The 22153-nt window shown below is 75.3% G+C and carries 18 protein-coding genes; 12 read left to right on the forward strand and 6 right to left on the reverse strand.

All coding sequences use genetic code 11. From position 1 onward, the window contains the following. Positions 1–55 precede the first annotated feature (55 nt). Both ACFVYI_RS08635 and ACFVYI_RS08640 read left to right on the forward strand, forming a co-directional pair. Positions 56–1372, forward strand: a complete 1317-nt coding sequence (locus ACFVYI_RS08635; RefSeq protein ID WP_387882412.1) for a sensor histidine kinase — start codon at positions 56–58, stop codon at positions 1370–1372. Further along, on the forward strand, positions 1360–2016 hold the full coding sequence (locus ACFVYI_RS08640) for a response regulator (protein WP_387882414.1): 657 nt from the start codon (positions 1360–1362) through the stop codon (positions 2014–2016). Before ACFVYI_RS08635 ends, ACFVYI_RS08640 begins: the two co-directional genes overlap by 13 nt. Positions 2017–2073: 57 nt before the next feature. On the opposite strand, the gene ACFVYI_RS08645 is transcribed toward ACFVYI_RS08640, so the two are convergent. Together ACFVYI_RS08645 and ACFVYI_RS08650 are read right to left on the reverse strand one after the other, a co-directional pair. Then, positions 2074–3279: a glycosyltransferase family 4 protein gene (locus ACFVYI_RS08645; protein ID WP_387882416.1), complete on the reverse strand. Its 1206-nt coding sequence runs from the start codon at positions 3277–3279 to the stop codon at positions 2074–2076. Further along, a complete protein-coding gene (locus ACFVYI_RS08650; RefSeq protein ID WP_387882570.1) occupies positions 3264–4457 on the reverse strand; it encodes a glycosyltransferase 87 family protein in 1194 nt (397 codons plus the stop codon). Before ACFVYI_RS08650 ends, ACFVYI_RS08645 begins: the two co-directional genes overlap by 16 nt. A gap of 410 nt (positions 4458–4867) precedes the next feature. Between ACFVYI_RS08650 and ACFVYI_RS08655 the strand changes: the two genes are divergently transcribed. From ACFVYI_RS08655 to ACFVYI_RS08680, 6 genes are all read left to right on the forward strand, one after another. After that, entirely contained in the window at positions 4868–5413 is a 546-nt protein-coding gene (locus ACFVYI_RS08655; RefSeq protein ID WP_387882418.1) for a hypothetical protein, read from the forward strand. Positions 5414–5583: 170 nt separating this feature from the next. After that, the gene (locus ACFVYI_RS08660) at positions 5584–6378 is read left to right on the forward strand and encodes an ABC transporter ATP-binding protein (RefSeq protein ID WP_387882420.1); all 795 of its coding nucleotides are present in this window, start codon (positions 5584–5586) and stop codon (positions 6376–6378) included. Further along, a complete protein-coding gene (locus tag ACFVYI_RS08665; RefSeq protein WP_387882422.1) occupies positions 6375–8933 on the forward strand; it encodes an FtsX-like permease family protein in 2559 nt (852 codons plus the stop codon). The genes ACFVYI_RS08660 and ACFVYI_RS08665 overlap by 4 nt, the downstream gene beginning before the upstream one ends. A gap of 287 nt (positions 8934–9220) precedes the next feature. Next, positions 9221–9703 (forward strand): hypothetical protein, encoded by a 483-nt coding sequence (locus ACFVYI_RS08670; protein WP_387882424.1) that lies wholly within the window; start codon positions 9221–9223, stop codon positions 9701–9703. After that, positions 9700–11283 (forward strand): multicopper oxidase family protein, encoded by a 1584-nt coding sequence (locus ACFVYI_RS08675; protein ID WP_387882426.1) that lies wholly within the window; start codon positions 9700–9702, stop codon positions 11281–11283. The genes ACFVYI_RS08670 and ACFVYI_RS08675 overlap by 4 nt, the downstream gene beginning before the upstream one ends. A 232-nt stretch (positions 11284–11515) precedes the next feature. Further along, positions 11516–12877, forward strand: coding sequence for a DUF2252 domain-containing protein (locus ACFVYI_RS08680; protein WP_387882428.1), 1362 nt, complete (start codon positions 11516–11518; stop codon positions 12875–12877). Between the two features lie 84 nt (positions 12878–12961). Here the strand turns inward: ACFVYI_RS08680 and ACFVYI_RS08685 are convergent, their stop codons facing one another. After that, positions 12962–13900, reverse strand: coding sequence for an LLM class flavin-dependent oxidoreductase (locus ACFVYI_RS08685; RefSeq protein ID WP_387882430.1), 939 nt, complete (start codon positions 13898–13900; stop codon positions 12962–12964). An 86-nt stretch (positions 13901–13986) separates the two neighbouring features. On the opposite strand from ACFVYI_RS08685, the gene ACFVYI_RS08690 reads away from it, so the two are divergent. Beyond that, a complete protein-coding gene (locus ACFVYI_RS08690) occupies positions 13987–14778 on the forward strand; it encodes a helix-turn-helix domain-containing protein (RefSeq protein ID WP_387882433.1) in 792 nt (263 codons plus the stop codon). Here the strand turns inward: ACFVYI_RS08690 and ACFVYI_RS08695 are convergent. After that, positions 14757–15308 (reverse strand): hypothetical protein, encoded by a 552-nt coding sequence (locus ACFVYI_RS08695; RefSeq protein WP_387882435.1) that lies wholly within the window; start codon positions 15306–15308, stop codon positions 14757–14759. The genes ACFVYI_RS08690 and ACFVYI_RS08695 overlap by 22 nt on opposite strands. 330 nt (positions 15309–15638) lie before the next feature. Between ACFVYI_RS08695 and ACFVYI_RS08700 the strand changes: the two genes are divergently transcribed. Next, the gene (locus tag ACFVYI_RS08700) at positions 15639–17192 is read left to right on the forward strand and encodes a hypothetical protein (RefSeq protein WP_387882436.1); all 1554 of its coding nucleotides are present in this window, start codon (positions 15639–15641) and stop codon (positions 17190–17192) included. Between the two features lie 144 nt (positions 17193–17336). Here the strand turns inward: ACFVYI_RS08700 and ACFVYI_RS08705 are convergent, their stop codons facing one another. After that, on the reverse strand, positions 17337–18827 hold the full coding sequence (locus tag ACFVYI_RS08705; protein ID WP_387882437.1) for an alpha/beta hydrolase family protein: 1491 nt from the start codon (positions 18825–18827) through the stop codon (positions 17337–17339). A gap of 465 nt (positions 18828–19292) precedes the next feature. On the opposite strand from ACFVYI_RS08705, the gene ACFVYI_RS08710 reads away from it, so the two are divergent. Both ACFVYI_RS08710 and ACFVYI_RS08715 read left to right on the forward strand, forming a co-directional pair. Beyond that, complete coding sequence (locus tag ACFVYI_RS08710) at positions 19293–20453, forward strand: sensor histidine kinase (protein ID WP_387882439.1); 1161 nt, start codon at positions 19293–19295, stop codon at positions 20451–20453. After that, the gene (locus ACFVYI_RS08715) at positions 20450–21112 is read left to right on the forward strand and encodes a response regulator (RefSeq protein ID WP_387882441.1); all 663 of its coding nucleotides are present in this window, start codon (positions 20450–20452) and stop codon (positions 21110–21112) included. The genes ACFVYI_RS08710 and ACFVYI_RS08715 overlap by 4 nt, the downstream gene beginning before the upstream one ends. Before the next feature lie 79 nt (positions 21113–21191). Here the strand turns inward: ACFVYI_RS08715 and ACFVYI_RS08720 are convergent, their stop codons facing one another. Further along, on the reverse strand, positions 21192–22052 hold the full coding sequence (locus ACFVYI_RS08720) for a helix-turn-helix domain-containing protein (protein WP_387882442.1): 861 nt from the start codon (positions 22050–22052) through the stop codon (positions 21192–21194). Positions 22053–22153: the final 101 nt, after the last annotated feature.

Below are 22153 nucleotides of genomic sequence, written 5' to 3' on the forward strand. Positions count from 1 at the left end.
CGGGCAGGTCAGAGCAGGTGAGGACGGGTCGGGGCCGGTCGGTTAGGGTGGCCGGGTGGGCGAGGAGCGGGGGGTGGCGGAGGGGCGGCAGGCCGTTGCGGTCTGGAACGCCCTGCGGGCGCACCCGCTGCGCTTCCCGTTCACCTCGGCCCCGTGGCGCTGCTGGGGGTACCTGCTCGGCGGCGGGCTCATCGGGCTGCTGCTGCTGGCCGTGCTCGCCGTCCTGCTGCTGGTCGGCCTCGGTCTGTCCGTCGTCGGGATCGGCCTGCCGGTCCTGCTGGGCGTCGCGCTCGCCGGCATCCCGGTCGGTGCGCTGGAGCGCCGCCGGCTGCGGCTGGTCGAGCCGGTGCCCGTTCCCGATCCGCACCGCCCGCTGCCCGGGGTGGGCCGCCGGGCGCGGCTGCGGACCAGGCTGCGGGAGCGCGCGACCCGGCGCGAGCTCGGCTACACCGCCCTGTTCGCCCTGGTGCTGAGCGCCGTCGATCTCGCCTTCACCGCCCTGCCGGTGTTCTGCGGGGCGCTGGTCGTCAGCCCGCTGGTGGTCTGGGCGCTGGCCCCCGAGACCGTGATGCTGATCCCCGGCCGGGCGGTCTCCGGCCCCGCCGCGGCCCTCCCCGCGACCGCCGTCGGGCTGGCCGGTCTGCTGCTCTGCGCGTACGCGGGCGCGCTGCTGACCACCGCCCGGGTCCGGCTCGTCCGGGTCCTGCTCGGGCCCCGGCCCGAGGGCCTCGGCCGGCAGGTCCTCGAACTCACCCGCTCCCGGGCCCGCCTGGTCGACGCCTTCGAGGCCGAGCGCCGGCGGATCGAACGCGATCTGCACGACGGCGCCCAGCAGCAGCTCGTCGCGCTCAGCATGACCCTCGGGCTGGCCGCGTACGAGCTGCGCGGGCGCGACGGCGACGACCCGGCCGTCGAGCTGGTCGACCGGGCGCGCGGCGAGGCCCGCCTGGCGCTGGAACAGCTGCGCGACCTCGTCCGGGGCATCCACCCACAGGTGCTGACCGACCACGGGCTGGCCGCCGCCGTCGCCGAGGTCGCGCTGCGCCACCCGATCCCGGTCGAGGTGGACATCGACCTGCCGCAGCGGCTGCCCGCACCGGTCGAGACGACGGCGTACTTCGCCGTCACCGAAGCGCTCACCAACGCCGCCAAGCACAGCGGCGCCACCGCGATCACCGTCCGCGGCCGGATCGCGGACGACCGCCTGGTGCTCCAGGTGACGGACGACGGCCGCGGCGGGGCCGACCCGGCCGCCGGGGCCGGGCTGCAGGGGCTGGCGGACCGGATCGCGATTCTGAGGGGAAGGCTGATGGTGACCAGTCCGATCGGCGGGCCGACCAGGCTCCGGGTGGAGGTGCCGTGCTCCGGGTAGTCATCGCCGAGGACGCCGTGCTGCTGCGGGCCGGGCTGGTCGAGCTGCTCACCCGGGGCGGCCACCGGGTGGTCGCCGCCGTCGGCGACGGTGACGCACTGGCCGCCGCCGTGGACGCGGACCGGCCCGACATCGTGGTCACCGACGTCCGGATGCCGCCGGACTTCCACGACGAGGGCCTGCGGGCCGCCCTGGACCTGCGCGAACGCCACCCGGGTCTGCCGGTCCTGGTGCTCTCCCAGTACGTGGCCACCCCGTACGCCACCCGGCTGCTCGGCGCGGCGGGCGCGCAGCCGGCCGGTCTCGGCTACCTGCTGAAGGACCGGGTCGGCGAGGTGGCGGACTTCCTGGACGCGCTGGGCCGGGTGGCGGCGGGTCAGACCGTGATCGATCCGGAGGTGGTCCGGGTCCTGCTCCGTCAGCAGGCGGCGGACCGGCCGCTGGCCCGGTTGACCCCGCGCGAGCGGGAGGTACTGGCGCTGATGGCGGAGGGGCTGAACAACCAGGCCGTCGCCGGGCGGCTGAGCATCACCGAGGCCTCGGTGGTCAAGCACTGCGGCAACATCTTCATGAAGCTGGACCTCGACCCGGCCGAGGGCAACCGGCGGGTGCTCGCGGTGCTGGCTCACCTGCGGGGGGAGTAGGGCCCGGGGTGACGGTGCCTTCGGCAGTCGTCCCCGCCGGGGGGTCGCGGTGCCGGTTCACCCGCGGGGGGAGTGGACCTCCGGGGGCGTGGCAGCCGCCCCCGCCGGGTCGAGCAGGTCCGCGAGGCGGCGGGCGGAGGCCTCCCAGGACCACTCCTCCCGGACCCAGCGCCGCCCCGCCGCCCCCATCCGGGCGCGGTCGGCCGCCGGGGCGCCGAGGATGCGACCGACCGCCGCCGCGACGGCGGCCGGGCTCCGGCCGTCGACGACCGCGCCGGTGACCCCGTCGAGGACGGCGTCGGGCGCGCCGCCGGAGCGGCCCGCGACCACCGGCAGCCCGGCGGCCGCGGCCTCCAGGAAGACGATGCCCAGGCCCTCCGCCTCCAGACCGGCCCGCCGGGTGCGGCACGGCATGGCGAAGACGTCCGCCGCGGCGTAGTACGCGGGTGTCGCCGCGTGCTCCCGGCCGCCGGCGAAGACCACCGAGCCGGGCTCGGTGTGCCGCCGGGCGAGCGCGCGCAGCCGCCGTTCGTCCGGGCCCCGGCCGACCAGCACCAGGACGGCCCCGGGAGCGGTCCGCCGGATCAGCGGGAGGGCCCGGATCAGGGCGTCCTGGCCCTTGCGGGGGACGAGCCGGGCCACGCACAGGATCACCGGGCCGGTCGGCTCGCCCGCCGTGACCACTTCGCCTGCCGTGACCACCTCGTCCGCCGCGGCCACCTCGTCCGCCGCGGCCGGGCGGAACCGGTCCGCGTCCACGCCCGGGACGAGCCGCTCCAGCCGGGCTCGGGGCCCGAGCGCGGGGGCGATCCGCGCCCGGGTGTACTCGCCGAGGTAGGTGACCACGTCGACGCTGTCGCCGATCCGCCGCAGCAGCCGGCGGGCCCCGGGCGTCCGGGCCCACCAGATCTCGTGGCCGTGCGTGGTGGCGACCGTCCGGGCGATCCCGGGCGCCTGCCGCCGCAGCCCGGGTGCCATCGCGGCGAGCGGGGCGGCGGCGCCGAACCAGACCCGGTCGCAGCCGTGCGCACGGGCGATCTCGGCGGCCCGCCGGGTGACCCGGCCGGTGGGCAGCAGCAGCCGGGAGCGGTCGCGGACCACCGGGAAGGGGAGGGTCGCGTCGTGAGCGGCCGCGCCGGGCTCGTCCGAGGTGAGGACGACCACCTCGTCGGCGGGCAGGCGGGTGGCCATGGCGTGGACGAAGGTTTCGATGCCGCCCTGCCGGGGCGGGAAGTCGTTGGTGACGATCAGTGTGCTGGCCATGGGGTCGGTGCAACCTCGGTTCGGGGATCGGTGCGTGGGGTCGTGCGGGTGGTGGTGCGGGGATCGGTGCGGGCGGCGGTGCGCGGTTCGCCGCCGGGGCCGGGGCGGGCCTGCAGCCGGGCCCAGAGGGCGAGCACGAGCGGCAGCGCGAGGTAGCCGAACCGGCCGGCGGGTGCGAGCAGGAAGGCCAGGCAGAGCCCGAGCGCGAGCCGGTCGGCGGCGCCGACGACATCCCGGGGCGGGCGCAGCACCAGCGAGGCGGCGACGGCCAGCCCGCCGAGCAGCAGCAGCGCCACGGCGGCGTACCAGCCGGCCGGGCCGAGGTCCGCGAGCAGCCGGCCGGGCAGCGGGCTGCCGGCCGGAGTGGGCAGGGTGCCGCGCCCGGTGGGGAACGCGAACACCTGGTGGAACATGGGACCGGGCGAGCGCAGCGCCCCCGGCAGGACGAGGACGGCCGTGCCCGCCGCCGCGACCGCCGTACCGCGCAGCGCGGCCCGCCGGCCCGCGGTGACGGCCAGCAGGGCCGCGACGACCGCGACCGCGGGCCAGGCCGTCCACTTGAGCGCGCAGGCCACGGCGAGCGCCGCCCCGGCGCCGCCGGGCCGGCCCCGGGCGGCCAGGGCGAGGGCCAGGCAGCAGAGGCCGGTCATCGGCAGGTCCACCCCGCTCACACAGAGCGGCAGCGCGACCAACGGCGAGGCGGTGAGGGCCGCGAGCCCCGTCCGGTGCGGGCGGCGGGCGGCGAGCAGACAGCCCAGGAACACGGCGGCGCACCAGAGCCGGGCGTCGCCGAGCAGCCGGGCCGGCCACTCCTGCGCCCCCAGGACGGCGCGGGGCAGCCCGAACAGCGCCATGCCCGGCAGGTACGGCGTGTACTCGGGCACGGTGCGCGGGTCCGCGAGGTAGGGCGTGCCGTGCCGGAGCAGCAACTCGCCGGACCGCTCGATCACGGCGACCTCGCTCTGCCCCTGACCGGTCAGCACCAGCCAGAGCAGCGGCGCGGCGAGGGCCCCGACGAGCGCCACCGCCACGGACCAGGAGCGCGCCCGTCGCCACGGCAGCGTGAGCACGGCGACGGCCGCCGCCAGATAGCCCGTTGCGGCGACCGTGCCCCAACCGCGGTGCGGCCCGAGCCCGGAGACGAGCGGGAACGCCGCCGCCCACCCGGCGGCGAGCAGCCAGCCGGCGCACCACGGCGACCGGCGGTCGAACCGGCTTCTTTTGCACGGGAGTTGGCGGTCGCGCGGCCCTCGGCGGTCCTGCTGGTCCTGGTCGCGGTGGCCGCGACGGCCTCGGTGATTCAGCACCCCTTCATTCCAGCGGCGGGGCCGGGCGGGGTCATGACGGCCAGGTCGACACCTGGGGTCGGGTTTCCCCTACCATCGCCGCCCGCACCCCTCGTGCTGACGTTCGGTGTCCTCTGCATCACGTTCGGTGCCGGAAGCTCGCTATCGTTGCCCCGTGGTGAGGTCGTGGGATGCCGCGGTGGAGCGGGCGCAGGAGCGGCTGGCGGCGGTGCCCCGGCTGCGGGTGGTGGACGGCGGGACCGGACGGCGGTTCGAGCTCTGGGACGTGGCGTCTGGCCCGGATGCCGCAACTGCCGCCCTACCGGGTGTCCGAGGAGGACGGCCGGATGCTCCTGCTGGTCGCCGACGGCCGGCGCGGCCAGGTGCCGTTGCTCGCCGCCGGGCGCGAGGGCCGCTGGCTGCGCCTGGACGAGACGGCCGCCTACCGGCAGAGCGACGGGTGGGTGCACGACCTCGCCCGGCCGACGCTCGCCCTGCACCTCGCGCTCGCCGGGCGGCCGTTGGTGCGCGGCCCGCAGTGGTGGGCGGAGGCCTGGCGCTGGTCCGACATCGGCGAGCCGGAGGGCCTCGCGTACAAGATCGAGCACTTCGAGCAGCTCGCCCGCGACGCCGGCCGCACCGTCGTCACGCCCTACCGGCCGGTCGGCGCCGGACCGGAGCCGGCGCCTCCCCGGCCGGCCCCGCGGCCGTCGGCCGTGCCCCCGCAGGTGCCCGCGCCGGCCGACCGGCTGCCGAGCGCCGCCGCGCAGTCCCCCGGTCCGCTCCCGCCCGAGCCCCGCGGCCTCCGCCCCCGCGCCGGGCGGCCGGGACACCCGGGGGACGGCTGAGGCCGGGAGCGACGGCGAGCCCGGGGCAGGACGCGGGACGCGGGACGCAGGAGCGGGGTGGGGATAACCCCCCGGTCCGTCCGCCAGCGGCCTCCATGGTTCGCGGCACCCGCCGTTCCTAGGCTGGAACACGTCGACGACCAGCGACGATCCCCTAAGGAAGGCCCACCATGGCACGCCGTCAGCACGTCCGGACCGAGCCGTACGGGCGCCCCGCCGCCCACGCTGCGATCGAGCTGCGGGCGGTACGGCGCACCTACGGCCGTGGCGGCGAGACCGTGCACGCCCTGCGGGGCATCGACCTGTCGCTCGACCGGGGCAGCTTCACCGCGGTCATGGGTCCGTCCGGCTCCGGCAAGAGCACCTTCCTGCAGTGCGCGGCCGGCCTGGACCGCCCGGACGCCGGCGAGGTCCACCTCGGCGGCGAGGAGATCACCCGGCTGAGCGAGAACCGGCTCACCAAGCTGCGCCGCAGCCGGATCGGCTTCATCTTCCAGTCCTTCAACCTGCTGCCCTCGCTGACGGTGCAGCAGAACGTGCTGCTCCCGCAGCGCCTCGCCGGTGAACGCCAGGACCGAGCCCGGGCCCGGGAGTTGCTGGCCCAGGTCGGCCTCGGCGAGCACGGCGGCCGACGCCCCGGCCAGCTCTCCGGCGGTCAGCAGCAGCGTGTGGCGATCGCCCGCGCACTGATCACCGATCCGGACGTGGTCTTCGCCGACGAGCCGACCGGCGCGCTGGACACCCGCACCGCCCACGAGGTGCTCGGCCTGCTGCGCCGCGCCGTGGACACCATGGGCGCGACCGTGGTCATGGTCACCCACGACCCGGTGGCGGCCTCGTTCGCGGACCGCGCCGTCTTCCTGGCCGACGGCGCGCTCGCCGGCGAGCTGTACCACCCGGACCCGAAGGCCGTCGCCGACCGCATGGTCACGCTGGCGGCGCGCCCGGTCGGAGCGGCGGCATGAGCAACGGACTCGCGCGCGCCTCGGTGCGCTTCAGGCCGGCCTCCTTCGTCGGCACCTTCCTCGCCCTGCTGCTCGGCGCGGCCGTGGTCATGGCCTGCGGCACACTGCTGCAGACCGGCATCACGGCGAGCGTGCCGCCGACCCGGTACGCCGGCAGCCCGGTGGTGGTCGCGGCCGACGCGACCGTCGAGATCACCGTCAAGACCGGCCAGGAGGTCGACACCCAGTCGCTGCCCGTTCCCGAGCGGGCCCGGGTCGACGCGGCGCTGGCCGGGCGGATCGCCGCCCAGCCCGGTGTCGCGGCCGCCCGTGCGGACACCGCCTTCCCGATCCCGGCCGGCGGCGCCGCCGGCCTGCCCGGTCTGACCGGCCGGGGCATCGCCGCGCTGGGCATCGCCGGGGCGGGCGAGAAGCTGGTCGAGGGCCGCGCGCCCGGCACCGGCGAGGTCGTCCTGGACGTGGACACCGCGCACGCCGCCCACCTCGCGCCGGGCGCCACCGTCGCGCTGACCGCGCCCGGCGGCGTCGGTACCTACCGGATCTCCGGCCTCGCGGCCACGCCGGGGGCGGGCCCGCAGCAGCCGGCCGCCACCGCCTGGTTCGCCGACCCCGTCGCCGACCGGATCTCCGGCCACCCGGGCCGGGTCGACGCGATCGCCGTGGCCCCCCGCGACGGCGTCGACGCCAGGACCCTCGCCGCACAGGTCCGCCAGGCCGTCGGCGGCGACGCCGAGGTGCTCACCGGCAGCGCCCGCGGCGCCGTCGAGCAGCCGGTGCTCGCCGAGAGCCGGACCATGCTCACCGCGCTCGGCGGCTCCTTCGGCGGCATCGCCACCATGACCGCGGTCTTCGTGGTGATGAGCACCGTCGCCCTGGCCACCGGCCAGCGTGCCCGGGAGTTCGCCCTGCTGCGCGCCATCGGCGCCACCCCGCGCCAGATCCGCCGCACCATCGCCACCGAGGCGATGCTGGTGGCGCCCGTCGCCGGCGCCCTCGGAATCCTCCCCGGACTCGCCCTGGCCCGCTGGTGGTTCGGCGAGCTGACGGACCGCGGCGCCGTCCCCGAGGCGCTGTCGCTGGACGTCGGGCCGATCCCGATGCTCGCCGCCGTCGGCACCTGCACGCTGGCCGCGCTGACCGCCGGGTTCTTCGCCTCCCGCCGCCCGTCCCGGCTGCGGCCCAGCCAGGCCCTCGGCGAGGCCGCGGTCGAGGCCGGCCGCCCCGGCGTGGTGCGGACCGTCTTCGGGTTGCTCTTCGCCGCCGGCGGCGTCTCGCTGGCCGCCGTCGCCGCCGGCCTCGACGGCTCGAACGCCGCCAACACCGCGCTCGGCGTGGTGATGTGCTTCCTGATGGCCGTCGCCCTGCTCGGCCCCTGGGTCGCCGGGATCGCCGCCGGGCTGCTCGGTGTCCCGCTGCGGGCCGGCGCCGGCGCCCCCGGCTCGCTGGCGGCCGACAACACCCGGGCCAACGCCCGCCGGCTGGCTTCCGCGATCACGCCGATCGTCATGGTCACCGCCTTCTGCGGCACCCTGCTCTTCATGCAGAGCACCATCACCCACGTCACCGGCGAGCAGGTGCGGATTGGCACCACCGCCGACCACGTGGTCGGTTCGACCGGCCCCGGCCTGCCCGCCGGCAGCGCCGAGCGCGCCGCCAAGGTGGCGGGGGTGGACGCCGCCGTCGGCGTGCTGCGCACCAGCACGGTCTACCGGGACGGCGACATCCTCGCCACCGCCAACACGCTGGGCATCAGCGGCGATCCGGCGAAGCTGTCCAAGGTGCTCGACCTCGGGGTGAAGAGCGGCTCGCCGGCCGACCTCGCCCGCTCCGCCGACACCGTCGCCCTGGACGCCGGCCTCGCCGAGGCCCTCGGCGTCGAGGTCGGCGACCGCGCCCCGCTCTGGCTCGGCGACGGCACCCCGGTCAAGCCGACGGTGGTCGCCACCTACGAGCGCGGCCTCGGCCTGGGCCAGGTGCTGCTGCCCCGGGCGGCCGTCGCGGAGCACGTCTCCGTCGGCTACGACAGTCAGGTGCTGGTCGCCGACGCCCCCGGCGCCGACCGGGCCGCCGTCGCCGCCGGGCTGACCGGCCTCGCCGGCCCCGGTGCGACCACCGTCACCGACCGGGCCGGCTTCGTGGCCCAGGCCGACAAGGCCCAGGAGGTCGGCGCCTGGGCGAACACCGTGATGGCCGGCGTCCTCGGCGGTTTCGCCGCCGTCACCGCCGCCAACACCCTGGCGATGACGGTGCTGGACCGCCGTCGCGAGGTGGCGCTGCTGCGCCTGGCCGGGACGACCCGCCGGCAGGTGCGCGGCATGATGCGCTGGGAGGCGCTGCTGGTCGCCGCGACCGGGCTGGCGGTCGGCGCGGTGATCGCCTGGATCACCCTGATGCCGATCACCCGCGGCATCACCGGCTCCGCGCCGCACGTCCCGGCCGGCCTCGCCCTGCCGCTGGCCGCCGGAGCCGTGCTGCTCTGCCTCGGTTCGACCGGCCTGCCGGCCCGTCTGCTGCTCCGGGCCCACCCGGTGGCCGCCGGCGGCGGACGGCAGTAGCGGGGGCGGGGTTCCCGGGAGGACGGACGGGGAGGTCCCCGATGGGACGGGCGGTGCGCGAAGGTGGCGCACCGCCCGTTCGGGTGATCGTCGCGGCTCCGGCGGGCGCAACGGAGTGGTGATCGACTCCAACCCGGTTCGTTGCCGCTGATCGTGATGTCCGATCAGTTACGCTCTCGGCCGCGCCGTCCGGGGCCGAGTCGCCTCCGGAGGCGTTTCCCGTTCCCCCGCCCTCAGGCCCCTGCGCCCGTTCCCCGCCTCACGGCCGAGCAGAGAGAAGCCCTCCCATGAGCAGTCCTCCCGTGGCCCCCGCGCCCCGTCGGCCGCTGATCCTGCTGCGGGCGAGCGCCACCGCGCTGGCCGTCCTGGCCCTCCTGCAGACCCTGCTGGCCGGCAGCTACCTCAACGGCCACTACGACTCGCTCGCGCTGCACGGGACCACGGCGACGGCCATGGCCGCCGCGGCGCTCTGCCAGCTCGCGGCCGGGGTGCTGGTCCGCCTGGCCGCCCCGGACCGGCGCGGACCGCTCCGGCCGCTCGGGCTGTCCGCGCTGCTGACTTCGGCGGTGATCCTGCAGATCGCCGTCGGCTACCAGCGCGCGCTCGGTCTGCACGTGGTGCTCGGCGTGTTGCTGGTCAGCGGCATCCTGTTCGCTCTGGTCGGTGCCTGGCGGCTGCCGCTGCCCGCCCGCGCGGACACCCCCGCGGTCGACCCCGACGGCGCCGGCCTGCTTCCCCGCCCGGGCGGGCCCGTGGAGGTCGCCCAGTGAACCGCCGCCGGTTCCTCGGGATCGGCGCGGCCGTGGTCGGCACCGGCGCGATGGGGGCGTTCGCCGTCCCCTCGGCCGCGCGGCTGCTGGCCGAGGGCCGTCCGGGCCGGATGCTGCTCAGCGCCATGGAGCCGCCCCCGCCGTTCCAGGTGCCGCTCCCGCTGCCGCCCGTCCTGAAACCGGTCCGCAGCGACGGCACCACCGACCACTACGAGATCACCCAGCAGACCGCGCGGTTGGAGATCCTGCCCGGCCTGCGGACCGAGGCCTGGACGTACGGCGGCAGCTACCCGGGCCCGACGCTGGCCGTCCGCGCCGGCCGGCAGACCGTGGTGCGCCACCGCAACGAACTGCCGGTGCCCTCGGTGGTCCACCTGCACGGCGGCCACACCCCCGCCGACAGCGACGGCTACCCGATCGACCTGCTCCTGCCGGTCGGGGCCGGCGGCGCGCGGGGGGTCCAGGGGATGCCCGGGATGCCCGGGATGGCTCACCACGTGGACCTGCCCGCCGGCCGGACCGCCGACGGCGAGCGCACGTACACCTATCCCGGCCGGCAGCGCGCGGCCACCCTCTGGTACCACGACCACCGGATGGGCTTCACCGGCCCCGCCGTCTGGAACGGCCTGGCCGGCTTCCACCTCGTCCACGACGACGAGGAGGACGCGCTGCCGCTGCCGCGCGGCGAACGCGACATCCCGCTGATGCTCGCCGACCGCTCCTTCGCCGAGGACGGCTCCTTCGCCTACCCGGCCGTCGACGCCACGCTGGCCGTCCCGGGCGTCACCGACGACTACATGAACGGCGTCCTCGGCGATGTCGTCCTGGTCAACGGCGCCCCCTGGCCCCGGCTCACGGTGGACCGCGCCCGCTACCGGCTGCGCCTGCTGAACGCCTCCAACGCCCGCCTCTACCGGCTCGAACTCGACCCGCAGCCCGCGGGCGGCGACGCGCTGGTGCAGATCGGCAGCGACGGCGGCCTGCTGGAGGCCCCGGTGGCGCACGACGCGCTGGAGATCGCCCCGGCCGAGCGCTTCGACCTGGTGGTCGACTTCTCCCGCTACCCGCCGGGGACGTCCGTCCGCCTGATGAACCGGTTCGGCACCGACCGGACCACCGAGGTGATGCTGTTCGACGTCTCGTCCCGTACCGTCACCGACGACTCGGCCGTCCCCGAGCGGCTCTGCACCCTCGAACGGCTCGACCCGGCCGCCGCCGTCACCACCCGGACCTTCGGTTTCCGCCGCAGCCGCAACGACGGCTGGACGATCAACAACCAGCCCTACGAACCGGGCCGTTCACTGGCCCGCGCCGCCCTCGGCAGCACCGAGATCTGGCGCTTCTTCACCGACGTCCACCACCCCGTCCACCTGCACCTGGACCCCTTCCAGGTGCTCTCGCGCGACGGCGCCGAGCCCGGCCGCTACGACGCCGGCTGGAAGGACACCGTCGACCTGCGGCCGGCGGAGTCGGTGGAGCTCCTCGTCCGCTTCACGGACTACCCGGGGACGTACATGCTGCACTGTCACAACCTGGAGCACGAGGACATGGCGATGATGGCGGACTTCACCGTGGAGTAGGGCGCGCGTTCGCGGGCGTCGTCGCGACGCTCCGGCCGTTCCCGTCTTCCTTCCCCTCGTACCTTCGCCCCCTCGCCCTTCCGTCCCCGTGCTCCGCGCGGTCACCCGAACGGCCGAGCGCCGGCCGGGCGTGCCCACGCCCGGCCGGCGCCTCGACGTGCCGGGCCGCCGAGGTTGACCTAGCGTCGCGAGGGGGCGCACCAGCCCCGTCGTCCGACCTAGGAGCGAGCGCATGACCAGTCCCGCCGAACGCCGCCGGCGCGGCCGGGCCGCCCGCGAGCGGGTCTCGCGCTCAGCCCACGGCCGCTGGATCCCCGCCGCCGACCGGCCCGACCCGGTCGCGGTACTGGAACGGCAGGGGACGGACCGGGTCGCCGAGCTGCTGCCGATCCGCTACGGCCGGATGGCCGACTCCGCCTTCGCCTTCCTGCGCGGCGCGGCCGCCGTGATGACCGCCGACCTCGCGGCCGTCCCCGACACCGGCATCGTCGTCCAACTCTGCGGCGACGCGCACCTGGTGAACTTCGGCATGTACGCCTCGCCGGAGCGCGCGCTGCTCTTCGGCCTCAACGACTTCGACGAGACCTACCCCGGCCCGTTCGAGTGGGACGTCAAACGGCTCGCCGCGAGCGTCGCCGTCGCGGCCCGCGACAACGGCAACGACGAGGAGCACGCCCGCCGGGCCGCGCTCGCCGCGGGGCAGGGCTACGCCACCGCGATGCGGCGGCTGGCGGCGATGAGCGAACTCGACGTCTGGTACGCCCGGATCGACACCGAGGACCTGCTTCCACTGATCGGCAAGGCCAAGCGCCGCAAGCGGGTCGAGGCCGGCATGGAGCACGCCCGGCGCCGCACCAGCATGCAGGCGTTCGGCAAGCTCACCGAGGAGGAGGACGGCCGGCGCCGCATCATCAACGACCCGCCGCTGATCCAGCCGCTGTCGAAGAACGAACTCGGCAGCGTCGGACAGATCTTCAGCGACTACCGGGCCACCCTCAGCGAGGACCGCCGCGTCCTCCTCGACCGCTTCCACTTCGTCGACGCGGCGCGCAAGGTGGTCGGCGTCGGCAGCGTCGGGACCCGCTGCTACATCCTCCTGCTGGAGGGTCGCGACGCCCGCGACCCGCTCTTCCTGCAGATCAAGGAGGCCACCCGGTCCGTCCTGGAGGACCACCTGCCCGCCGGCGCCCGCACCGACGCCGAGGTGTCCGCCTCCCACGGCGGCCGCCGGGTCGTCACCGGCCAGCACCTGATGCAGGCCGCCAGCGACATCTTCCTCGGCTGGACCACCGGCCCGGCCGGCCGCCACTACTACGGCCGCCAACTGCGCGACATGAAGGGCTCGGTCGAGGTCGCCGACATGACCACCTCCGGCCTGCGCGCCTACGCGGACCTCTGCGGCCGGGCCCTGGCCCGCGCCCACGCCCGCTCCGGCGACCGCCTCGCCATCGCGGGCTACCTGGGCTCGAACGACACCTTCCCGGAGGCGATCGCGGACTTCGCCCTCCGCTACGCCGACCGGACGGAGATCGACCACGCCGCCCTGCTGGCCGCCATCGACGACCGGGTGATCACGGCGAAGCGGGGCATCTGAGCCGGTCTTCCCGGGCCGGTCGTGCCGGTCCTGACGCTGCCCGGCCGGGTGAGGCCAGGCCAGGCCTGGCCCGTTCAGGACCGGTCAGGCCAGGTCGGGAAGCAGGGCGGCGAGCCGCCGGAGCTGGTCGCGCTGGGAGGCGAGGTCGAGCGCGCCGGGGCGGACCACGACATGGTGCGCCCCCGCGTCCCGGTACCGGGCGAGGCCGGCGACGACGTCCTCCGGAGTCCCCGTCACGACCGCCTGGATCCGCTCCAACTCCTCCAGCGGCAGTCCGTAGTTGGCGTGCGCGTAGGCATCGAGCGCCCGGCGGCCGGCCGCCACGCCGTCGTCGACGCGGACGGAGACGAAGAGGGCGGGCGTGATCGACTCCGGTGCCCGGCCGGCCTCGGCCGCCGCCTTCCGCACGTCCAGCAGCCCGGACCGGTAGTCGGCCGGGTCCGGCGGGTACGGCAGCCAGCCGTCGTAGAGCCGCCCGGTGCGGGCGAGGGCGGCCGGGGTGGCGCCCCCGAGCCAGATCGGCGGGCCGCCCGGGCGGAACGGGGCGGTCGCGGCCGGGATCTCGGCGTGGTCGTGGAACTCGCCGTGGAAGGAGGTCGCCCCGCCCCACAGCGCCCGCCAGAGCGCCACCGTCTCGTCCAGCCGGGCGAAGCGGCGCGCCCACGGGACCTCGGACAGCTCGTGGATCGGCTGGCCGAACCGGCCGGGAAAGCCCGCCCCGACGGCGACCGCCAGCCGGCCGCCGGAGAGCAGGTCGATCGAGGCCAGCGCCTGCGCGGCCTGGATCGGCCGGCGCAGGACGGGCAGCAGCGCGCCGGTTCCGAGGGTCACCCGTTCGGTCACCGGGGCGAGGGCGGCCAGCATGGTCAGCGCCTCGATGCGCGGGCTCAGCAGGGAGTCGTTGACGAAGAGCGAGGAGAAGCCCGACTCCTCGGCCTCACGGGCGAAGGCGATCAGCTCGCGCGGGTCGCCGTCGGAGCCCCACTGGGCCTTGCCGGTCGGGAGAAGCACACCGATGTCCATGCCCGGAATCCTCGCCGGTCCGGGAATCGTCGACAATTCCCGCGAGGGAATGGCCGGTTGTCCGACGCACGGGCTACAACTGCCGGGTGGACTTTCCCCGGACGCTCCGTGAGCGTCGCACCCGGAGCCGGATCAGCCAACTCGACCTCGCCACCCGCGCGGGGACCACCCAGCGCCATCTCAGCTTCATCGAGTCCGGCCGCTCCACGCCCGGACGGGGCATGGTCGTGCGGCTGGCCGAGTCCCTCGACCTCCCCCTGCGGGAGCGCAACGAGCTGCTGCTGGCCGCCGGTTACGCCCCCGCCTACCCCGAGAGCCCGCTCGACGGCCCCGACCTGGCCCCGGTGCGCGCCGCCATCGACCACATCCTGGCCGGCCATCTGCCCTACCCCGCCGTGGTGGTGGACCGGCAGGGCGACGTGGTCGCCGCGAACGACGCGCTCGGCCTGATCACCGAGGGCGCCGCTCCCGAACTGGTCGGCCCGGGAACGAACGCCTACCGTCTCGCCCTGCATCCCGACGGCATGGCCCCGCACATCCTCAACTTCCCCGCCTGGGCCCGCCACATCGTCGAGCGGACCGGCCACCTGCGCGAACTGCACGCCGAACTGCTCGGCTACGTGCCCGCCCTGGACACCCCCGGCGCCGACCACCTGGGCTTCGCCGTCCCGCTCCACCTGCGCAGCTCGCGCGGCGACCTGCACCTGATGACCACGGTGACCACCTTCGCCACCGCCGTCGACATCACGCTCGCCGAACTGAAGCTGGAGGCCTTCCTCCCGGCCGACGAGCCGACGGCGCAGGCCCTGCGGGCGGCGTACCGGGAGCGGAGCGCGGTGGCAGGGGATCCGGGGGCTCAGGGGCCGGGGAACATGTAGTCGGCCGTCACCCGGTCCTCGCCGTCCAGGACGAGGAACTCGACCCCGCTCCCGAGCGCCTCCCCGCCGCCGGTGGGGACCATCTCCCAGGTGAACCTGAGGACGTCGCCGAGCCGGACGGCGGTGTCGCGGGCCCGGAAGGTGTGCTCCCCGTCGGCGACGAACTCCTGGTGGCTCCGTGCCACCCGAGCCTCCACGGCGTTGTGGCCGCGCGCCTCCAGGGTGGGGGAGTCGAAGCCCAACTCCGCCGCGCGGTCCCGGATCTCCTCCGGCGGCTGGAGGACGTGCACCCCGTCCTGTGCCCACACCTCCTCGATGAGCCGGCGGCGCAGCGCCGGGTCCGGCTCGATCCAGACGGCGATGTAGCGCTCGGCGATCTCCTGCGGGGTGGTGGTGCCGGTCATGGTGGTCTCCTTCGTGGTGGTCGTGGTCGTGGTCGTGGTGGTGGTGGAGGTGGTGGTCCTGGTCGTGGTGACGACGCTCCGGCCGTCTGCGGCCCCGTCGTGCGGTGCCCATCCTGTGCGGACCACCGAATGCGGACAATTCCCGTCGGGGAATGGCCGGGTGTCCACGCGCGGTGGGCGCCCTCCTCCCGGTCGGCGGGGGTGGGGCCCCGCCGGTCGACGGGTTGCCGCAGGCAGAGGCCCCGTCGAAGGTCGGGGGTCGACGGCAGCCGTTTGCCTCAACTAGGCATGACGGCAAGTCAGTTGGCCGCCGCTCCCCGACTTGCGGGGCATGTGCATGACTTCGACAAGATGATTCCTCGTCAGTAACATGGCGGCGCGGCCGTGCGAGCCGCCTCCCTGCGTCCACTGATCACGGGCGGTCGTGTCCCCGTCCGCCGCTCCGAAAGAGTCCCGTTGAAGAGTTCCCTCGGCATGGCGGTCCGCCCTGCCCTCGTTTCGCTGGTGCTGCTCGGTGTCGCTGCGTGCGGGCCGACCTCGGGCGCCCAGCAGGCCTCCTCGGTGGCCGACGCGACCGGCGGTGCCCCGGTTGCCGCCTCCACCTCCACCTCCGTCGCCGGCCACCTCCCGGCGGCCGCGACCTCGCCCGGCTCCCCGCAGGCCCGGGCGGCCACCCCGGCGGCCGCCCCGACCTCCGCCGGGCCGTCGACGGCCACCACCCTGCCGGTCACGGCCGCCCAGCCGGGCGCGCAGCAGGCGGCCGTCGGCGCACCCGGGAAGGACGGCACGGCCGTCTCCCCGGCGGCCAAGAACCTCCAGCTCACCGCGTACGACCCGGCCGCCGGCACGGCGGTCCTGGCGGCTTCGGCAGCCCCGTCGGCCGCTCCGACTGCGGGCCCGTCGACGGCCCCGCCGGTGGCTCCGTCGACGGTGCCCCCGGTCGAGCCGTCGGCCGTCGCCGAGGCCGTCCGGCCCGGCCAGCTCATCGCCAGCCCGCCGACGGCCGCCGCGCCGCAGGGCGCTCTGGTGGCGGTCACGGCCGTCCGCTCGGCGAGCGGTGGTTCGGTCACCCTCGCGACCCGGCCGGCGACGCTGACCGAGCTGCTCGGCGGCGCCGAGGCGGACGGCAAGGTCGCCGTCGACCCGCAGGCGATCAAGGTGACGCCGCTGGTCAAGGACCTCAAGGCGACCGTCGCCCGGGAGAACGGCACCACCACGGCCGACGCCTCCGGCACGCTGGAGGTCGACGTCAACGCGCCGATCCCGCTCCCCGACGGCCTCAGCGCCGCAGCCTCCGGCTCCCTCCAGCTGCACCCCGCCGTGCACTTCGCGTACCACGGAGCCGGCGTGACCGGCCCGCGCACCGCGTCGATCGGCTTCGACCTCGGCGCCCACGCCCGGTGGAAGGTCACCGGCGACCTCGCCCGCAGCACCGGCGCCGCGCCGATCCGGGTGCCCTTCGCCAAGCTCCAGGCCAGCCCCGTCATCACGGTGGCCGGCCTGCCGGTCGTGGTGAACCTCGGGCTCACCTGCTACCTGGAGATCAGTGCCGACGGCCAGGTCCACCTGGAGGCCGAACAGGAGGCCACCGGCACCTGGGCGGTGCACGCCGACTACACCGGCGGCCGCGGCTGGACCTCGTCCACCGACGCCGCCGACACCAAGGTCTCCCCGGTCCACGTGCGGCTGACCGGCAAGGCCGGCGCCCGCGCCGCCCTGGGCGCCGAGGTGAGCGTCGGCCTCTACGACACCGTCGGCGTCGAGGCCACCGTGGCCCCCTACCTGCGCGCCCAGGTCGACGGTTCCCTCGCCGTCGACGTCCCGGGCGGCGCCCCCCAGCTCCAGGGCAGTTGGGCCCTCCTCGGCGGCGTCGACCTGAACGGCGCACTCACCGCCCACCTGAAGATCTTCGGCACCCCCGTCCTGGAGGGCAAGCTCCCCCTCCCGCCCTTCCACCGCGAGTGGCCCCTCCTGGCGGGCGCCCTGCCCTCGCCCACCCCGAAGGCCTGACCCTCCCGCACCCGACGACGCCCTGCCCCGGTCCTGCGACCCGGGCAGGGCGTTCTCGCATCGGGGGCAGGCGCGTGTGGCGACGGCGGCGGGACACGTGCCGGTGTCGGGCCGAGTGCGCGGGTGGCGCCCCGGAACGGCTGATCAGGGGCTGCGGTCCGGGCGGTGGACGCTGAGGTCGCCGTATGCCGACAGAGCGACGGTCAGGTCGCCGGGTGCGTCCCGCAGAACGGCGTCCAGGAAGGCGAGGGTGGCCGCGGCGACGACGCGCGGGCTCTCGGTGCGGCCCAGGGAGCCGACGATCGACGGCACGGGCGGCAGGTACAGGGGGCCGTCCATGAACGTGAGATGTGCGGCGCCGGGGATGGTGAGCCGGTAGCTCGTCGCGGCGCCGGCCGCGAGTGCCTCGGTGAGGCGGGGCAGGTAGCGCGGGTCGGTTCCCGGGGTGACGGCCTGGGTGAGCGCGAGCGTCGGCTGGTCGAGGGCGGGTGCGGCGGGTCCGTGGGGGTAGCCGTCCAGATCGATGACGGCGTCGAACCGGCGATCCTGCCGGGCCGCCTGCAGGGCGGCCGCACCACCCATGGAGTGGCCGGTCACCGCGACCCGGCCGGTGTCCAGGCGTCCGCCCAGCGGGTCGGCGCTCCCACCCCGGTCCAGACCGTCCAGCTGGGTGAGGACGAAGCCGAGGTCGGCGGCTCGAACCGCCGTCCAGCCGGCCGCCAGCTCGTCGTCCTTGTCCGGGTCACCGGAGGAGGTGGTCTCGGTGGTGATCGTTCGGCCGTCGGCGAGGACGACGGCGGCGGAGTCGTACGGGTGGTCGAGGGCGGCGACCACGTAGCCGTGGCTGGCCAGTTCCTCCGCCCAGGCGGTGTTCTGGGTGCGCACTCCGCCCGACCCGGGAGAGAACAGCACGACGGGGAACCGCCCTCCTCCGCTGCTCACCGGGGCGTCGAAGACCGAACGGCTGCGGGCCCGCGGAACACCGTCGACCAGGAAACCCGGCAGGCCGACTTCGCGGGCGAGGGCCTCGGAGACGGTGCGCGCCTCGTGCTCCGTGCGTCCGAGGTACTGGGCCCGCTGCGCGCCCGCGGGGCTCTTCTGCGCGGGGTACCAGAGCTGGACCACGACCGTGCGCCGGTCGTCCGGATCGGCGGTGAAGGTCTCGGGGCGGCGCGGGTCGGTCCACTGCACCACACGGGTGCCGACCGCGAACTCGCCCGTCGGTTCGGGGAACACGGGTACGGGAAAGGCCCAGGCGGCCACCGGGCCCGTGGCGATCAGGCCGACGCAGGCCACCGATCCCGGCAACGCCAGCCACCAGCGGGCCCGCCACGCCGGCCGGCCGGTACGGCGTCGCAGCAGGGGAGAGAAGGCGAACGGCAACGCGAAGGCGGCGCCTGCCAGGACCGGCAGCACCTGCCAGCGGAGCCCCGCCGCGCTCAGCGCGACCGTGGACAGCAGGAGGACCGCCCCCGCCGCGATCGAGACGCGTGGGCGGGCGGCGGGGGGAAGCCAACGCGCCACCACCAGGGCGACGGCAGCCGACAGGGCGAGGATTTCCAGGGGGGACATGTGCGGTCCCGTGATGATCTCGGTCACCCGGCCATGGTCGGCGCCGGGCGGGCGCTGCCACATCGATCCCGGGTCGCCGTCGCGTGCGACCGGGGTCGCAATCCGTGGCAGGTCCCCGTGCAACCGGAGCAGCATCGAGTACGCCGGATCAGCGGCCGCGCTGCGACCACGGGAGGTAGCGGGACTCCTCCTGCGGTCGTATCCCGGCACGGTGCCGTCCGACGGTGGACTGATGTGCTTCGCGGGGCCCGCGGCCTACCGTGACAGGGCTGCGGTACGTGCCGGGCGGCGCGAGGCGTACGTCCCCGCGTACTCGACCCGGATCGGCTGTACGCGGTGGCAGCCCCGGCCGGGGCTGCCACGACGCCGAACCGACAGGGAGGTGCGATGACCGAGGCGGCCGCGGTACCCGGCGATGCCCACCGGGTACGCGACCGGGATCGGAACGAGGGCGGGGTGCGGTGGGCGGGGGCAGCCCCACGGCTGACGAGGTACGCCGACCTGGTTTCCGGACGAGCGGTGCGACTGGTGAGAGCCGCCACGCGCCGGGGCTCCCGACTGCCGCCCGTGGTGTGGGACTCGCTGCTGCCGGCGCTCCTCCTCCTCAACGTCGTGACCACGCGCGCGCCGCAGGAGCTGCCGGTGGCCGTGGCCCTCACCGCCGCCCTCGCGCTGCCCCTGGTGTGGCGGCGCCGGGCCCCGCTCGCGGTGTTCGGCGCCGTGGCGGCCGCGGCCTTCGTCCAGTGGCTGACGGACGTCCAACTGCCGGCGGACGTCGCCCTGCTGGTGGCCCTCTACACGGCGGCCGCGAACTCGGGCCGGCGCGGCGCGCTCGTCGCCGGTGCCGTCGTGGAGGCGGGGGTCCTGCTGGCCTGCCTGCGCTGGGCACCGGAAGGCGCGTTCCTGACCCCCTTCGTCGCGGTCACCGCGATGGCCGTCGCCGCCGCCGTCCTCGGTGTGAACGTGCGGACCACGCGCGCCTACCTCGCGGCCGTGGAGGAACGGGCCGCACGCCTGGAGCGGGAGCAGGAACAGCAGGCGCGACTGGCCGTCGCCGAGGAGAGGGCACGCATCACCCGGGAGATGCACGACATCGTCACCCACAACCTGTCCGTCATGGTCGCGCTCACCGACGCCGCCGTCTACGCGCAGCACCGGTCGCCCGACAGGACCACCACCGCGATGCTCCAGGTCTCCGAGACAGGCCGACAGGCCCTGACCGACATGCGGCGCTCGCTGGGCATCCTGCGGACCGACGAACCGGACGCCCAGCGCCACCCGTTGCCCGGCATCGGACAACTGGAGACCCTCGCCGACCAGATGTGCGCCGCCGGTCTGCCGACCCGCCTGGAGGTCCACGGCGACCGCACCCACATACCCGCCAGCGCACAACTCACCGTCTACCGCCTGGTACAGGAAGCCTTGACCAACGCCCTCAAGCACACTCCCACCGGCACCCGCGCGACGGTCCGGATCCGCTGCTCGACCGGGACCGTCACCGTGGACGTCACCGACAGCGGTCCCCGCCCGCCGCTTCCCGCCGCCACACCGTCCGGCCACGGCATCCCCGGCATGCGCGAGCGCGCGGCCGCCTACGGGGGCAAGTTGCAGGCCGGACCGCTTCCGGGCGGTGGCTGGGGAGTCCGTACCCGCCTCCTCCTCGACAGCAGCGGAGCGGAGTCCGCATGACGATCCGCATCCTGATCGCCGACGACGAAGCGCTGCTCCGGATGGCCTTCAGCACCGTCCTGGAGGCCCAGCCCGACATGGCACCGGTCGGCGAGGCCGCCGACGGCGCACAGGCCGTACGCCTCGCCCGGGAGCTGCGCCCCGATGTCGTCCTCATGGACGTCCGGATGCCCGGGACCGACGGGATCGAGGCGACCCGCCAGATCATCGGGATCTCCCCGCAGAGCAGAGTGCTGATCCTCACCACCTTCGACCTGGACGAATACGCCTTCGCCGGGCTCAGTGCCGGAGCCTCGGGCTTCCTGCTGAAGAACACCAGGCCCGAGGAGCTCCTCACCGCGATACGCAGCGTCGCCGCGGGCGACGCGGTGGTCTCCCCGCGGATCACCCGACGCCTGCTGGAACACCTCCGCCCGCACATCCCCGACGGCAGCGGTTCCGGCCGCGACGAACTGCTGAGCCGGCTCAGCGCCCGTGAACGCGAGGTGCTCGTCCAGGTGGGCTGCGGCCTGTCCAACAGCGAGATCGCGGCCACCCTGTACCTCGCGGAGGCGACCGTGAAGTCCCATCTGGGGCGAATCCTGCACAAGCTCGAACTCCGCGACCGGATCCAGGCCGTGGTCTTCGCCTACGAAAGCCGCCTCGTCCACCCGGCATGACCCCGCCGCCTCCGGAGCCGACGGCGACGTCCCCGGCCCCCGGCGTCCCCGGGGCCGGGGCGGGAGACATGTGATGCGCTCAGGCCTCCGCCGCGATCACCTGGATGAGTTCCAAGGACCCCTCGGGGCTGAGGGCCGACTCCTTGAGACTCTCGAACACGGGCCCGTAGCCGCCCAACTCGGAGTCGCTTTCGATGAAGTAATGGCTGCTCGTCATGGTCTCCAGGTAGACGGCAGCAGGGGACGGCGAGTCCGTGAAGCTGATCGTCGTGAAGGGGCCGGACGCGCCCGCTGTCACTCCGGCGGTGAGTGGGACAATCTGGACCGTGACGTGGGGAAGCCGAGCGAGGTCGATGATGCGGCCAAGCTGAGCGCGCCAAGCCTCCCGGCCTCCAACAGGGCACCTCACGATGGGTTCCCAGAGAATCGCCTGGAGCCGGGGAGGGTCGGTCCTGGTCAGCAGCACCTGTCGTTCCATGCGGATCTTCACCAGTTGGCCCACACGTTCGGCGTCGACCACGGCGGGCACGGCTTCAAGTACCGCGCGGGCGTAGGCCTCGGTCTGCAGGAGTCCGGGGATGAGCGTCGTGGCCCAGTGGTGAATGTGCCGCGCGTCGCTCTCAAGGACCATGTAGTCGATATATGTGGGTGCGACGATGTCGCGGTACGCCTCCCACCAGTCCTGCTTCTTGCTTCCCTGCGCCAGGGCTTCGAGTGTGCCGCGGTACTCCGGCTCAGTGATGTCGTAGAGATCGAGCAGCACGCTCAGGTCCAGCTGACGGATGCCCGAAACGCCGGTCTCGATCCGGCTGATCTTCGCGCGGGAGCACCTGAGGGCGTTCGCTGCATCCTCGGTCGTCTTGCCTGCCACGCTGCGAAGTCTGCGCAGCTCGGCGCCGAGACGGCGACCGCGCACGCTCGGCCTCGCTTCGTCGGGCATCCTCGTCCCTCCCTTGATCCGCTCAGAGTCTGCCCTCTGGGAGGGTGTCGGAGCCAGCGACAGATCTGCAACGATTGCAACTCGCATCGCTTGCAACAAGC

Origin of the sequence: Kitasatospora sp. NPDC058218 (assembly GCF_042882445.1) — a bacterium.
In the GTDB taxonomy this organism is placed as follows: domain Bacteria; phylum Actinomycetota; class Actinomycetes; order Streptomycetales; family Streptomycetaceae; genus Kitasatospora.

Coding starts and splice junctions, on each gene's coding strand:
- ACFVYI_RS08645 (WP_387882416.1), bottom strand. CDS start 3,279: ATGGCCAGCACACTGATCGTCACCAACGACTTCCCGCCCCGGCAGGGC.
- ACFVYI_RS08655 (WP_387882418.1), top strand. CDS start 4,868: ATGCCGCAACTGCCGCCCTACCGGGTGTCCGAGGAGGACGGCCGGATG.
- ACFVYI_RS08660 (WP_387882420.1), top strand. CDS start 5,584: ATGGCACGCCGTCAGCACGTCCGGACCGAGCCGTACGGGCGCCCCGCC.
- ACFVYI_RS08665 (WP_387882422.1), top strand. CDS start 6,375: ATGAGCAACGGACTCGCGCGCGCCTCGGTGCGCTTCAGGCCGGCCTCC.
- ACFVYI_RS08670 (WP_387882424.1), top strand. CDS start 9,221: ATGAGCAGTCCTCCCGTGGCCCCCGCGCCCCGTCGGCCGCTGATCCTG.
- ACFVYI_RS08680 (WP_387882428.1), top strand. CDS start 11,516: ATGACCAGTCCCGCCGAACGCCGCCGGCGCGGCCGGGCCGCCCGCGAG.
- ACFVYI_RS08685 (WP_387882430.1), bottom strand. CDS start 13,900: ATGGACATCGGTGTGCTTCTCCCGACCGGCAAGGCCCAGTGGGGCTCC.
- ACFVYI_RS08705 (WP_387882437.1), bottom strand. CDS start 18,827: ATGTGGCAGCGCCCGCCCGGCGCCGACCATGGCCGGGTGACCGAGATC.
- ACFVYI_RS08715 (WP_387882441.1), top strand. CDS start 20,450: ATGACGATCCGCATCCTGATCGCCGACGACGAAGCGCTGCTCCGGATG.
- ACFVYI_RS08720 (WP_387882442.1), bottom strand. CDS start 22,052: ATGCCCGACGAAGCGAGGCCGAGCGTGCGCGGTCGCCGTCTCGGCGCC.